Source organism: Amycolatopsis pretoriensis, assembly GCF_900107925.1.
GTDB lineage: Bacteria > Actinomycetota > Actinomycetes > Mycobacteriales > Pseudonocardiaceae > Amycolatopsis > Amycolatopsis pretoriensis.
Genome location: NZ_FNUJ01000003.1, coordinates 407,040 through 419,705, shown reverse-complemented (window position 1 = coordinate 419,705; position 12,666 = coordinate 407,040). Strand labels below are relative to the sequence as shown.

Annotated in this window: 15 protein-coding genes; 7 read left to right on the top strand and 8 right to left on the bottom strand. The window is 71.3% G+C overall.

Annotated elements, in window-relative coordinates:
• Positions 1 to 2 precede the first annotated feature (2 nt).
• From BLV96_RS14495 to BLV96_RS14475, 4 genes are all read left to right on the top strand, one after another.
• On the top strand, positions 3 to 689 hold the full coding sequence (locus BLV96_RS14495; protein WP_086670342.1) for a GntR family transcriptional regulator: 687 nt from the start codon (positions 3 to 5) through the stop codon (positions 687 to 689).
• Between the two features lie 282 nt (positions 690 to 971).
• On the top strand, positions 972 to 1,952 hold the full coding sequence (locus BLV96_RS14485; protein WP_086670341.1) for an ArsR/SmtB family transcription factor: 981 nt from the start codon (positions 972 to 974) through the stop codon (positions 1,950 to 1,952).
• A 12-nt stretch (positions 1,953 to 1,964) separates the two neighbouring features.
• A complete protein-coding gene (locus BLV96_RS14480) occupies positions 1,965 to 3,164 on the top strand; it encodes a CaiB/BaiF CoA transferase family protein (RefSeq protein WP_244180224.1) in 1,200 nt (399 codons plus the stop codon).
• A gap of 178 nt (positions 3,165 to 3,342) precedes the next feature.
• Positions 3,343 to 4,611 carry an aminotransferase family protein gene (locus tag BLV96_RS14475; protein WP_086670339.1) on the top strand — a complete coding sequence of 423 codons (1,269 nt, stop codon included), beginning with the start codon at positions 3,343 to 3,345 and terminating at the stop codon, positions 4,609 to 4,611.
• 56 nt (positions 4,612 to 4,667) lie between these two features.
• Here the strand turns inward: BLV96_RS14475 and BLV96_RS14470 are convergent, their stop codons facing one another.
• From BLV96_RS14470 to BLV96_RS14440, 7 genes are all read right to left on the bottom strand, one after another.
• Positions 4,668 to 5,105: a VOC family protein gene (locus tag BLV96_RS14470; protein ID WP_244180223.1), complete on the bottom strand. Its 438-nt coding sequence runs from the start codon at positions 5,103 to 5,105 to the stop codon at positions 4,668 to 4,670.
• Entirely contained in the window at positions 5,084 to 5,281 is a 198-nt protein-coding gene (locus tag BLV96_RS14465; protein ID WP_004561810.1) for a hypothetical protein, read from the bottom strand. The genes BLV96_RS14470 and BLV96_RS14465 overlap by 22 nt, the downstream gene beginning before the upstream one ends.
• A 119-nt stretch (positions 5,282 to 5,400) precedes the next feature.
• Positions 5,401 to 5,904, bottom strand: a complete 504-nt coding sequence (locus BLV96_RS14460; protein ID WP_086670335.1) for a GNAT family N-acetyltransferase — start codon at positions 5,902 to 5,904, stop codon at positions 5,401 to 5,403.
• Between the two features lie 31 nt (positions 5,905 to 5,935).
• A complete protein-coding gene (locus BLV96_RS14455) occupies positions 5,936 to 6,724 on the bottom strand; it encodes an IclR family transcriptional regulator (RefSeq protein ID WP_091389261.1) in 789 nt (262 codons plus the stop codon).
• Positions 6,725 to 6,778: 54 nt separating this feature from the next.
• Positions 6,779 to 7,516 (bottom strand): 3-keto-alpha-glucoside-1,2-lyase-like domain-containing protein, encoded by a 738-nt coding sequence (locus BLV96_RS14450; protein ID WP_244180221.1) that lies wholly within the window; start codon positions 7,514 to 7,516, stop codon positions 6,779 to 6,781.
• A 95-nt stretch (positions 7,517 to 7,611) separates the two neighbouring features.
• Entirely contained in the window at positions 7,612 to 9,072 is a 1,461-nt protein-coding gene (locus BLV96_RS14445) for a PH domain-containing protein (RefSeq protein ID WP_244180275.1), read from the bottom strand.
• A gap of 71 nt (positions 9,073 to 9,143) precedes the next feature.
• On the bottom strand, positions 9,144 to 9,656 hold the full coding sequence (locus BLV96_RS14440) for a PH domain-containing protein (RefSeq protein ID WP_086672773.1): 513 nt from the start codon (positions 9,654 to 9,656) through the stop codon (positions 9,144 to 9,146).
• A 173-nt stretch (positions 9,657 to 9,829) separates the two neighbouring features.
• On the opposite strand from BLV96_RS14440, the gene BLV96_RS14435 reads away from it, so the two are divergent.
• The 3 genes from BLV96_RS14435 to BLV96_RS14425 are packed head-to-tail and all read left to right on the top strand — an operon-like array spanning position 9,830 to position 12,319.
• Positions 9,830 to 10,747, top strand: a complete 918-nt coding sequence (locus tag BLV96_RS14435) for a proteasome assembly chaperone family protein (protein ID WP_086672771.1) — start codon at positions 9,830 to 9,832, stop codon at positions 10,745 to 10,747.
• Positions 10,747 to 11,478: a class I SAM-dependent methyltransferase gene (locus BLV96_RS14430; protein WP_086672769.1), complete on the top strand. Its 732-nt coding sequence runs from the start codon at positions 10,747 to 10,749 to the stop codon at positions 11,476 to 11,478. Before BLV96_RS14435 ends, BLV96_RS14430 begins: the two co-directional genes overlap by 1 nt.
• Before the next feature lie 19 nt (positions 11,479 to 11,497).
• Entirely contained in the window at positions 11,498 to 12,319 is an 822-nt protein-coding gene (locus BLV96_RS14425) for a class I SAM-dependent methyltransferase (protein ID WP_086672767.1), read from the top strand.
• On the opposite strand, the gene BLV96_RS14420 is transcribed toward BLV96_RS14425, so the two are convergent.
• Positions 12,306 to 12,656 (bottom strand): YciI family protein, encoded by a 351-nt coding sequence (locus BLV96_RS14420; protein WP_086672765.1) that lies wholly within the window; start codon positions 12,654 to 12,656, stop codon positions 12,306 to 12,308. The two genes, BLV96_RS14425 and BLV96_RS14420, sit on opposite strands and share 14 nt — an antisense overlap.
• Positions 12,657 to 12,666 lie beyond the last annotated feature (10 nt).

The following is a 12,666-nucleotide window of genomic DNA, read 5'->3' as shown; positions in this document are numbered from 1 at the left end:
CCGTGTCCGTCGACGCCTCGGGGCTCGAGAGCGAGCGGCACCAGCTCGAGCGCAGCGGCACGGCCGAACGGGTCGCCGCGATCCTGCGCCAGTACATCACCGACGGCGTCTTCGCCCCCGGTGAACGGCTGTCCGAACCGGTGATCAGCTCGGCGCTCGGCGTCTCGCGCAACACGCTGCGCGAGTCGTTCCAGCTGCTTGCCCACGAGCGGCTGGCGGTGCACGAACTGAACCGCGGGGTGTTCGTCCGCGAACTGACCACCGAGGACATCGAGGACCTGTACGTCGTCCGCCGCGCGACCGAATGCGGTGCTCTCCGGCGGGCGGCGGAGCTGTCCACTGTGGACCTGACACCGGTCGAGCGGGCCCTGCGCGACGGCCGGGTGGCGGCCGGGGCCGAGGACTGGACCGCGGTCGGCACCGCCAGCATCCACTTCCACCAGGCGCTCGCCGACCTCGCGGGCAGCGAGCGCATCTCCGCGACCATGCGCCAGGTCCTCGCCGAGACGCGGCTGTTCTTCGTCCTCAACGAGAACACGCGCGAGTTCTACGAGCCGTTCCTCGACTGCCACGAGCAGATCCTGCGCGACCTGCGGCGCGGCCGGTTCCGGGCCGCGGAGGCCGCGCTGGATCGCTACCTCCGGGACGCCGAGACCCGGCTGCTGGAGCTCAGCACACTTACAATGTAAGGCACACTTACGGCGTAAGGCTTGCGGTAGGTGGTGGCGCGGTACGTCCCGTCGGGGCCGGCCGACCAGCTGCGCCAGGCGATCGTGCGGACGACGACGTGCACGGCGTAACCGGGGGACTCGGCCGCGGCGGGTGGCGCCGAAGCGAAGGACACGGCGGCGACGGCGGCCAGGGTCCACGCGCGTCCTCGGAACACCGCACCAGTCAACCCCGCGGCGGCGACCGTTCGGAAAGGATTCGAGCCGGTTCAAATCCACCGCGGCGGCTGTTACCGTCGATCGGTGTTCACGCTGCGCGTCGACGCGGAGACGGTGGCCAGGACCCGGTTCTCGCCGTCACTCGCGGCGGAGTCCCTGGCCTGGCTGAAGCTCGCCGCCGGACCGGCGCGCCACCCGGTCTTCGGGGATCCCGGCCCGGCCGCCCGCGCCGCCCTCGCCCACCCCGACGTCGCCCTGCTCCTGGACCTGCTGCCGCGCCCCGGCGAGATCTACACGCCCGACCTGCTGACGCCACAGCCCGGCACGGCCACCCGGCATCGCGACCTGCTCGACGAGCAACTCGCGCGGATCGAAGCGACCCCGCAGGACGATCTCGAGGAGCAGGTGCTCTCCTACACGAGCGTGCACTGGAGCCGGCCGCTGCCGGTCACCGCCCGCCGGGCCGCGGAGTCGGGGACGATGCCGCGGCGCCTGGCCAACGGGCTCGCCCGGTTCTGGCGTGACGCGCTGGCCGAGGGCTGGGCCGGGCTGCAGTCCGTCCTCGACCGGGACATCACCCACCGCGCGAAGACCATCGCCGGCCACGGCGTCGGCGCGGCGCTCGGCACGCTGCACCCGAGCATCGACTGGGCGGGCGACGCGATCACCCTCGCCAAGCCGTTCGACGGCGAGGTCGACGTCGCCGGCCGGGAGCTGGTCCTCGCGCCCGGCGTGCTCAGCTGGCCGGGCACCAGCGTCCAGGTCGACGTGCCCGGGCAGGTCGTGCTCTGCTACCCCGCGCACGGGATCGGGACGGGCGGGGCGCCGCCGCCGGACCGGCTCGCACCGGTGGTCGGCGCCGCACGCGCGTCGCTGCTGGCGGACCTCGAAACCGCGCGGTCGACGGCCGAGCTCGCCACGCGGACGGGGTACGCGCCGGGCACCGTCTCCTACCACCTCGGCGCGCTGCGCCGCGCGGGTCTCGTCAGCCGGAGCCGGGACGGCCGGTTCGTGCTCTACCAGCGGACCCCGCAGGCCGTCGTCCTCCTGGACGGCGGTCAGTGATAGAGAAGGGACATGATGCCTGCCGACCACGCCGGATTCCGCCCGCTGGACGGGATCAAGGTCGTCGACCTGTCCCGCATCCTCGCCGGGCCGTACTGCACGCAGTACCTCGGCGAGATGGGCGCGGACGTGGTGAAGGTCGAGCCGCCCGGGCACGGTGACGACACCCGCGGCTGGGGACCGCCGTTCGTCGGCGAGAGCGACGAGGCCGTGTACTACCTCGCGGCGAACCGGAACAAGCGCGGGATCGTGCTCGACCTCAAGAGCGACCGCGGCCGCGAAGCCCTCCGGCGGCTGGTGGCCGGCGCGGACGTGCTCGTCGAGAACTTCCGGCCGGGGACGCTCGAGAAGTGGGGCATCGGGTACGACGTCCTGGCGGAGCTGAACCCGCGGCTGATCCACGTGTCGATCACCGGGTTCGGGCAGACGGGCCCGTACCGCGACCGCGCGGGGTACGACCTGGTGGCCCAGGCCCTCGGCGGCGTGATGTCGCTGACCGGCGAGCCGGACGGCGCGCCGGCGAAGGTCGGGCTGCCGGTCGCGGACCTGAACGCGGGGACGTGGGCGATCATCGCGGTGCTGATGGCGTTGCAGGCCCGGCACACGACCGGTCGCGGCCAGTACCTCGACGTGTCCCTTTTGGACAGTCAGCTGGCTTGGCACGTGTACGCCGCGGGCGCCGCGTTCTACGACACCGCGCGGCCGCGCCGGATGGGCTCGGCGCACCCGAGCATCGTCCCGTACCAGGCGTACCACGTCTCGGACGGCTGGCTGATCATCGCGGTGGGCAGCGAAAAGCTGTGGCAGGCGTTCTGCGGGGTGCTGGACCTGGACATCGCGGCGGACCCGCGGTTCTCGTCCAACGCGCTGCGGGCCGCCCACCGCGACGAGCTGAACGCGCTGCTGGAACCGGTCCTGCTGACGCGCACGACGGCGGACTGGCTGAAGGCGTTCGACGCGGCGGGCATCCCGGTGGCCCCGATCAACGAGATCGACGACGTGTACGCGGATCCGTGGGCGGAGGCGCGCGACCAGGTGGTCCGCCTGCCGCACCCGACGGTGGGGACGTACCTGGGGACAGGCTTCCCGGTGAAGGCATCGGACACCCCGGCACGGCCGACGTCCGCGCCGCCGACGCTGGGTCAGCACACCTCGGAGGTGCTGGCGGAGCTGGGCTACTCGGTGGAGGAGATCGCGGAGTTCCTGGCCTGAGGGGCCAGTGAGGTGATCCGCGACCGTCCGCTGCTCCTCGGCGCCAGGTCGACCGAGCGCTGTCGTTACAGGTTGCTGCGCCATCCGGGCCAGTCCCGCGGGGCGAACTGTGCACCATGGAGTGTTCGCGCTCCTCGCTTCGCCCTGGTAGGGATGGGGGAAGGACTGAGGAGGACCGATGTCAGCACAGCACGCCCTTTGGCACCCCTTCGCCGACATGGGCGCGGTCGCGAACGACCGGATGGTCATCACCCGCGGCGAGGGGTCCTACGTCTGGGACGACGCCGGCCGGCGGTACTTCGATGCCACCGCGTCGCTCTGGTACGCGAACTTCGGCCACGGCCGGCCCGAGATCACCGAGGCCGTCACCAAGCAGCTGCGGACGCTCGACTCGTACAACCTGTTCGGCTACAACGCCAACGAACCGGCCATCGAACTGGCCGATCGCGTCGCCGCGCTGGCGCCGACGCCGGGTTCGAAGGTCTTCTTCGGCTCCGGCGGCGGGGACGTCATCGACACCGCCGTGAAGCTCGCGCGCGCTTACTTCGCGCAGACCGGGCGGCCGGAAAAGGTGCACGTCATCGGCCGGGCGCAGGGCTACCACGGCACGCACGGCTTCGGCACGGCCGCCGGCGGCATCCCGGCCAACGCGGCGGGCGTCGGGCCGCAGCCGCCGGAGTTCTCGCACGTCCCGTTCGACGACGCCGCGGCCCTGGAGGCCGAGATCGAGCGCGTCGGCGCGTCGCACGTCGCGGCGTTCTTCTGCGAGCCGGTGATCGGTGCGGGCGGCGTGCTGCTGCCGCCGGACGGGTACCTCGAGGAGGTGGCGGCGATCTGCCGCCGGCACGACGTGCTGTTCGTCGCGGACTGCGTGATCGCCGCGTGGGGCCGGCTCGGGACGTGGTTCGGCATCGACCGCTGGGCGGTCGAACCGGACATGATCACGACGGCGAAGGGCATCACCGGCGGCACGATCCCGCTGGGCGCGCTGATCGTGGCGCCGCGGGTCGCGGAACCGTTCTTCACCGGAGCGCCGGGCGCGCCGATCTTCCGCCACGGCGCGACGTACGCGGGCCACCCGGTGGCGTGCGCGGCGGGCCTGGCGACCTTGGACATCTACGAGCGCGACGGCCTGATCTCCCGCGGCCGCGAGCTGGAGAAGCCTCTCGCCGACGCGGTCTCGGCGGCGAACGGGCACCCGCTGGTGGCGGAAGTCCGGGCCGGGCTGGGTTTCCTGGCGGCGGTGGAGCTGACGGCGGAAGTCATGGACGCCGACCCGGGAGCCCCGGTGAAGCTGCAACGCGCGTGCCGCGACGAGGGTGTGATCGTGCGCAACCTCGGACGCGGCGTCGCGGTGTCGCCACCGCTGGTGGCGGGGGAGACGGAGCTGGACCTGCTGGCTTCCGTGCTGCCCAAGGCCCTCGACCGGCTGGCTTCCCAGCGCTGACGCGGCGACCGGCTCTTTCCTGTCCTGAAGACGGCAGGAAAGAGCGGGTCATCACGTCACGAGATGCAGAACTCGTTCCCCTCCGGATCGGCCATGGTCACCCAGCTGTGCGGCCCCTGGCGTCCCCGGTGCAGGAACTTCGCCCCGCGCCCGGTCAGCTTCTCCAGCGTCGCCTCGACGTTGTCCGCCCCGACCCACACGTCGATGTGGAGCCGGTTCTTCACCGTCTTCGGCTCGGGCACCTCCTGGAACAGGATCCGCCGTGGCGGCCCGTCCGCCGGCGAGTCCGGATGGCGGATCGCCGCCCCCGTCCGCCACACCAGAGACCCGTTGTACGTCCGGGTTTCCTCTTCCTTCGCGTACCCCTTCGCGATCATCTCGCGGATGAAGTCCTCGTCCGTCGGTTCGACCGGCCAGCCGAGCGTCTCCGCCCACCAGTCCGCGAGCACGTGCGGGTCGGCCGTGTCCACCACTACCTGGAAGTCATGCGCCATACGGGCACGTTAACGACCGAGTCCGACATTTTCCGGAGCATCGGGTCCTCGGGCACGACCGTGAAGCGCCACTTGTCGACGCCGCCGCCCATGATCTCGGCGTAGCGGCGGGCGCCGTCGGCGTTGGCGAACCGCACCTGCTGGCCGTTCGTGAGGTGGGTGATCTTGACCGCCATGACAACCTCCGAAGTCTGTGGGCCGGCCCAGGAGCTTCCCCCTCCGAGGCCGGCGAGCACAGTAGAACACACGTTCGACTACGTTCGCCACTGGATCCCCCGCGCAGGTGAGAACACGTTCAGAGCGGCCGGATCATCGCCACGCGTGGCCACGCGTCGAGGCCGCGGGCCGCCTCCGCGCGCCGGATCGCGCGCAGGCCGTCTCCGATCTCTGCGTCAGCCAGCACTCGGAATCCCAGTCGTACGTAGTAAGGCGCGTTCCACGGCACGGTTTCGTACGTTGTAAGGGTCAGCGCCGGCAGTCCGCGGGCAGTGGCCCACCCGGCGAGTGTCTCGATCAGTGCCAGACCGAGCCCGCGTCGCGCGTGCGAGGGCCGCACCGAGACCTGCTCGACGTGCGCGCACCCGTCGACGACCTCGGCGACGAGGTACGCCACCGGCCGGTCGCCGTCGTCCACGGCCACCCAGGCGCGGCCGTCGGACTGGTACACCGCCAGTTCCGCCACCGAACCCGGGTCGTCGTCGGCGATCGCCGCCATGTCGACGGTGCGGAACAGGTTGCCCGCCTCGAGTTCGACGTCGATCAACGCGGGCAGGTCGTCGGGGCGCGCGAGCCGGATCACGCAGGCATTCGTACGCGCTCCGCCGAGATTTTCACAGCGAATAAGACGAAATCGTGCGCTCGATGCGGGTCGCGTACCCCTGCAGGGCGGTGATGGCGTTGTGCCGGGCTTCCTCGGTGATCCGCGCGGCCGGGCCGGCCATGGTCAGCACCGTCGGCCGCCGTCCGTAGGCGGTCACCGGCACCGAACACGCCCAGACGCCCTCGTCGATTTCCCCGGAGCTGACCGAATACCGGTTCTCCAACGCGCGCTTGAGCTCGTCGCGCACGTAGGTGCCGCGCTGCTCGACGACCGGCGCCAGCCGCCGGTCGCGTTCGATCTCCGGCAGCAGCGCGAGCAGCATCTTGCCGGACGCGCCGACGCCGAGCGGCAGCGAATGCCCCGGCTCGAACGTGAACCGCATGGCGCGGTCGCACTCGACGCGGTCCGCGCACACGGCGGCGTCGCCGAACTGCTGGAAGAGCATCACCGTCTCGCCGAGCTCCCGCGCGGCTTCCTCCATGGACGGCTTCGCCAGCCGCACGAGGTCGTTCGCCAGCTGCGCGGCCCGCGCGAGCGGCATCACCTGGCTCGTGAGGTGGTAGTGCCCGGCGCGGCCCTCCTCGAGCAGCTGCAGCTCCTTGAGCAGTGCGACGTAGCGGTAGGTCGTCGCGACCGGGGTGCCGATCGTCGCGGCGAGTTCGGCGACGCTCGCCTCCCAGCGCTGTTCGGAAAAGGCGAGGAGCAACTGGAGGACCTTGCGGGAACTGCTGGCGCCGGGAGTCCGGCGCGGGGCGGTGGTGGTGGCGGAACCGTCGACGGCACTGACGGCAGGCGTCATCATGACCTCTCGGTGAGACAAAAACGACCTTCGCTATCACACGCGGTGAATAAATTAGCACGTTGTGTTAATCGAAGGCCAGCATTGCGCCGGTGGTCGGCCAATCGGGAAAGAACCGGGTCGGAGCGTGAGGAACTCGCCCGGTTTCGTCACCACCGGTGACTCGACGTAGAGCCCGCGGTACTCGTCCTGGATCCCGGAGTTGTGCACCTGCAGCGCGAGCGGGCCGACGCGCCCGGCGGTCTTGTCGGTGAACCGCAGGACCTCGACACCCTTGCAGGTCACCGCCGTCCCGGTGAGCGGGCAGCACGCCATCCGGGCCACGCCGGTCGTCAGGTCCCCGATCAGTTCGCACTGCGCCCACTTCTTGATGTCGATCGTCGTGTGCGGCCACTGCGTGAACAGTTTGCCGCCGCCGTCGTTGTGGCCCGGCCGGTAGTCCCAGTGCCCGCCGTTCGGCGGCTGGAACTGGATGGCGCTCAGCGCGTCGCGGATCGGGTCGGTGGTGCCCCAGATCAGCACGGTCGGTTTGTGGTTCCCCTTGACCTGACGGACATTGAATATCCACCGAAACGTGCCGACCTGCTGTTTGTTGTAGTACAACCAGCCGCGCGCGGTGCCATCGCCGTGGACGACCCCGTTCTTCACCGACCAAAGGCCGGTTTTCGACGACGTCCAAGCGCTCAGGCTGGTGCCGTCGAACATCGAAACCAGGTTCGGGTCGCCGTAGGGGTTGCCGGCCGCCGCGGCCGGTGCCGAGACCGAGGTCGCGACGATCCCGACGGCCACCACGCCAAGGAGTTTCCGGAACATCCTGCCGCCTCTCTCTAGCACTGATAGAGGGTTCGGACGGCGGATTTCACGTTAGAAGCCGCGCGCGTGGAGCGTCAACCGCGGTCCCGCTCATCGGTCAGGAACGGGGTCAGCAGGCCGGGAACGGCCCGGTCGGCGAGCGCGAGCCCGTCGGCCTCGCCCACGTCGAGCACGCGGTAGTGGCCCTTGCCCGCGGCGACCGGCGCGATGATCGTGACCAGCCCGGCGCGGCGCTGGAAGTACGAGCGTTCGACGACGACGCCGGTCATCCCGTCGCAGCGGACCGCCGCGGTGCCGCGGTCCAGCGACCCCGAGCGCGTCACGAGGTAGCGGCCGGTGAACGCGTGCCCGAGGCCGCGGTAGCGGTCCCAGCCGACGAGCGCGGCGAACGGCAGCAGCACCAGCGCGGCCTGCCACGGCCAGTCCGGCAACGCGTCGAGCCACGCCAGCCCGTAGAGCGCCGCCGCGAGCAGCAGCACACCGACGACGGCCCGCGTGAGCCGTCGGTAGAGCGCCCGGCGTGGGTGTCGCACCAGCGGCGTCGCGGCCGGGTCCTCGCCGAGCACGTCCGCGACGACTTCGTGCGCTTTCGCGAGCGGCGCGGGCGGGAGCAGCAGGCCGCCGCTCTTGTCCGCGCCCTTGCCCTCGCGCAGGCCGCCGGCGATGGCGACGCACCGCGCGCCGCCGGCCAGCCGCAGCGGCAGCGGCTCGCGGATTTCGACGCCGCGCAGGCGGTCCTCCTCGATCGACACCGAGCGCGTCGTGATCAGCCCGCGCCGGATGTGCAGCGTGCCGGCCGGTTCGCGGGTGAGCCGGAAGTTCCAGAACGACAGGATGTACCCGCCGATCGACAGCACCGAGACGAGCACCAGCAGCCCGGCGGCGGCGAGCACCAGGCTCACCCACGTCGGCGTGTCCGCGAAGTGCCCGACGACCGTCTGGACGACCGAGAACCGGACCGGGTCGAAGTGCAGCTCGTGCGCGAAGTGGTAGACGGTGCCGACGGCGGCGCCGACCACGGCCAGCCCGGACAGCGTGAACGGCGCGTACCGCAGCCACTTCTTGTCGACGGCGGCGACCAGCTGCTCCGGCGGCGCGGGCGCCTCTTCGGTGGCGACCACGGCCTTACGGTGTAAGAGCAGGGTCCGCAGCCGCTGCGCTTCGGCGATCGTGACGGCGTCGAGGACGAGCTCGTCCTTGCCCGGCCCCTTGCCGTGGGAGTGCCGTCCGGTGCCGATCCGCGCGGCGGCCAGCGAGAACAGCCGGTGCTTCGGCTCGGACGTGACGTCGACCGTGCGGATCCGGTCGCGCGGGATGGCGCGCTGCTTGCGCAGCAGCAGCCCGGTGTGCCACTCGACCTGCGTCTCGGTGATCCGGTAGCGCGAGGTCAGCACGTGCGAGACGCCGGTGAAGACGGCGATCGCGGTGAAGACCAGGCCGATCCACTGCCACGGTTCGCCGTGGCCGAACAGCAGCGCGCCCAGCAGCACCGGCAGCGACCGCACCAGGTCGAGCACCGGCCGGATGAGCAGCATGCGCCGGTCGAGGCGGTGCCACGGCGCTTCCGGCGTGCCCTCGGCGGGCAAGGTCACGACGGCTTCGGTGCTCACGTCGCGTCTCCCCGTGCGGCCTGGGTCGTCTTGGTCAGCTCGTCGGCCAGCTCCAGCGCGCGGTCGTGCGCCAGGCCCGAGATGCGCAGCGGCCCGGCCGCGGACGCCGTCGTCACCGTGATCTTCGCCAGCCGGAACAGCTGCTCACCGGGGTCGCGTTCGATGTCGACGGTCTGGATCCGGGAGATCGGCGCGATCCGCCACTCCTGCTTCAGCCAGCCGGACTGCGTGTAGACGGCCTCGCCGGTGACCTCCCAGCGGTGCACGCGGTAGCGCCACTGCGGCATCACGATCAGGTGCAGCGGACCCACCACGCAGGCGACCACGAGGGCCACCGTGAGGAATGCCGGCGGATCGTCGCTGGTCACCACGATGGCCGTGAGGATCCCGATGACGACGATCCAGGAGATCGACGCCATCGCCGTCCAGTAGCCGATGGCCCGGCGGCTGACCCGGTGCGCCGGCGGCCGCAGCCGCACCGCCGCTGTGTTCGTGGTGTGTTCGCTCACGCCTCAAGCGTGCCCGATCGGCGCCTTGCGCGCCCACGACAAGTGTCATGATGCCGATCCGGTCCGGGTTCGATCGCATGCCGTTACGATCGGCCACACCGTCGGAGGAATGGAAACGCCGTCGGGCTGTGTTGTGCTTGAAGGATTGATGTGTAGGCGAGCAGGAGGATCCGGTGGGACTCGATCCCGACGACCTGTACGAGGTGGACTCGGACGTCCCCGACCTGACCGGGGCGGTGCTGCTGCACCACTTCGAAGGGTTCATGGACGCCGGTTCGGCGGGCCGCCTCCTGGCCGAGCACCTGCTCGGCGGTGAGCACCGGGTGGTCGCGCGCTTCGACGTCGACCGGCTCATCGACTACCGCTCGCGCCGGCCGACGATGACCTACGCCGTGGACCACTGGGAGGACTACGACGCGCCGGAACTGGTCGTCCACCTGCTGCACGACGGGGACGGGACGCCGTACCTGATGCTGTCGGGCCCGGAGCCCGACCACGACTGGGAGCGGTTCTGCCTCGCGGTCCGCAACCTGGTCGAACGCTGGGGCGTCCGGCTCACCGCCGGGTTCCACGGCATCCCGATGGGCGCGCCGCACACCCGCCCGCTCGGCGTCACCGCACACGCCACCCGCAAGGACCTGGTCGGCGACCACCAGCCGCTGCCGAACCGGCTGCAGGTGCCGGGCAGCCTGGCCGCGCTGCTGGAGCTGCGGCTCGGCGAGTGGGGCCACGACGCCATCGGGTTCGCCGCGCACGTGCCGCACTACCTCGCGCAGTCGACGTACCCGGCGGCGTCGCTGATCGTGCTCGACGCGCTGAGCCGCTCGACCGGGCTGAGCCTGGCCGAGGGCGAGCTGCGCGCGGCGGCCGAGCTCGCCGACGCCGAGATCAACCGCCAGGTCGCGGAGACCGACGAGATCGCCGACGTCGTCCGCGCGCTGGAAAGGCAGTACGACACGTTCATCGAAGCTTCGGAGCGCGGTTCGCTGCTGGCGGAATCGGTTGAGCACATGCCGACCGCGGAAGAGCTGGGCTCGCAGTTCGAGCGGTTCCTCGCGGAGCAGAACGGCGGCGACGGCCCGGAGCGCTGATGACGCGCTACGACGAGATCGGCGTCGGCTACGCCCTCGGTCGGCGGACCGACCCACGCTGGCTTGCGCCGGTGCTCGACGCGCTGGGCGACGCGGCTTCGGTGCTCGACGTCGGGTCCGGGACGGGCTCCTACGAACCGCCCGGTCGGCGGGTCGTCGCGGTCGAGCCGTCCGCGGAGATGGTCCGGCAGCGCCCGCCCGGCGCCGCGCCGGTCGTGCGCGCGGTCGCGGAGGCGCTGCCGTTCTCCCTATCAGTGTTCGAGGCCGGGCTGGCGGTGCTGACCGTGCACCACTGGGGCGATTGGCGCCGCGGTCTCGACGAGCTGCGCCGCGTCTCGCGCCGCCAGGTCGTCCTGGCCTACGACACCGCGTTGCACAACGACTTCTGGCTCGTCCGCGAGTACGTGCCGGAGGTCGCCGCGCTGGAGCTTTCGCGGCCGTCGGCCCCGGAGATCGCGGACTACCTCGGCGCGTCTTCGGTGCGCGTGCTGCCGGTGCCGTGGGACTTCACCGACGGCGTGTTCCCGGCGCACTGGCGGCGGCCCGAGGCGTACCTCGATCCGGCGGTGCGGCGCGCGTGTTCGGCGCTCGCGCAGACCCCGCCCGCGACCGTCGAGCGGGGGATCGCCCGGCTGCGAACGGATCTGGCGTCCGGGCGGTGGCACGAGGAGCACGCGGACCTGCTGAGCTTGACGGAGTGGGACGCGGGGTTCCGGCTGATCGTCCGCTGAGCTGAGGTACCGTCCCGAAATGAACCAAACGAAAAACCGTTCACCCGTAACGAAAACCGTGAGGCGCACGCTCGGTAGGCTGCTCAACCAAGCTGCCGCGAAAGTGCACGACCCGTACACCGATCAGCTGAACCGGATGGCCGCCGAGCTCCGCGAGGAGATCATCCGCCAGGGTGACCGAGTCCTCGATCGGGTGGTGGAGTTCGAGATCCGCAGCCGCCGGGACATCGTTTACGCCGGCGACCAGGACGCCGCCCTCGAGAGCAACGTCTTCGCCCGCGAGAACCTCGTCGGCGCCCAGCACTTCGGCCGTCCCAAAGAGACACTCGAGTACGCGCTTTCCCTGGCGCCGCAAGGCGGACTGGCGTTGGAGTTCGGCGTCGCGTCCGGCAACACGCTGCGCACGATCGCCGGCGCGCGCGGTGGCCGCGAGGTCTACGGCTTCGACTCCTTCGACGGGCTGCCCGAGGCGTGGCTCAACGGCATGCCCGCCGGCGCCTTCGCCCGCGACGACCTCCCGGACGTCCCCGGCGCCGAGCTGGTCGTCGGCCTGTTCGCCGACAGCCTCCCCGGCTTCCTCGAGAACCACGAAGGACACGTCGACTTCCTGCACGTCGACGGGGATCTCTACAGCTCCGCCAAGACGGTGCTCGATCTGTGCGGGCCGCGGCTGCGCGCGGGCAGCATCGTGCACTTCGACGAGTTCTTCAACTTCCCCGGCTGTAAGCGGCACGAGTACCGCGCCTGGACGGAGTACGTCGAACGCACCGGCGTCGAGTTCGAGTACGTCGCCTACACCTACAGCGACAACCAGGTGACGGTGAAGATCACGAAGCCGTAGGCGGCCCGTCGAGGATTTCGCGCAGCTCCAGCGTCCCGACCTCGGCCCACGGGTGCCGCGAGGCCACTTCGACGGCCTTCGCGCGGTCCGCGCACTCGAGGATGTTGTAGCCGCCGACCTGCTCCTTCGTCTCGGCGAACGGGCCGTCGGTCAGCAGCACCTCGCCGTCGCGCACCCGGATCGTCTTCGCTTCGGCGGGTGGGCGCAGTCCCTTGCCGGCCTGCCGGACGCCTTGGCGTTCGGCCTCGGCGGCCCATTCGTGGCAGCGCCGCGCCATCTCCGGGCCGGCCGAAGCGGCCGCGGACTCGTCGCCGCACAGCAGGAGCAGGTATCGCACCGCGTCAGCA

Bases quoted from the DNA above. Each gene is read 5' to 3' on its own strand.
- BLV96_RS14480 (WP_244180224.1), top strand. From the start codon at position 1,965: ATGATGCCTGCCGACCACGCCGGATTCCGCCCGCTGGACGGGATCAAG.
- BLV96_RS14475 (WP_086670339.1), top strand. From the start codon at position 3,343: ATGTCAGCACAGCACGCCCTTTGGCACCCCTTCGCCGACATGGGCGCG.
- BLV96_RS14470 (WP_244180223.1), bottom strand. From the start codon at position 5,105: ATGGCGCATGACTTCCAGGTAGTGGTGGACACGGCCGACCCGCACGTG.
- BLV96_RS14465 (WP_004561810.1), bottom strand. From the start codon at position 5,281: ATGGCGGTCAAGATCACCCACCTCACGAACGGCCAGCAGGTGCGGTTC.
- BLV96_RS14455 (WP_091389261.1), bottom strand. From the start codon at position 6,724: ATGACGCCTGCCGTCAGTGCCGTCGACGGTTCCGCCACCACCACCGCC.
- BLV96_RS14445 (WP_244180275.1), bottom strand. From the start codon at position 9,072: ATGCTGCTCATCCGGCCGGTGCTCGACCTGGTGCGGTCGCTGCCGGTG.
- BLV96_RS14430 (WP_086672769.1), top strand. From the start codon at position 10,747: ATGACGCGCTACGACGAGATCGGCGTCGGCTACGCCCTCGGTCGGCGG.
- BLV96_RS14425 (WP_086672767.1), top strand. From the start codon at position 11,498: ATGAACCAAACGAAAAACCGTTCACCCGTAACGAAAACCGTGAGGCGC.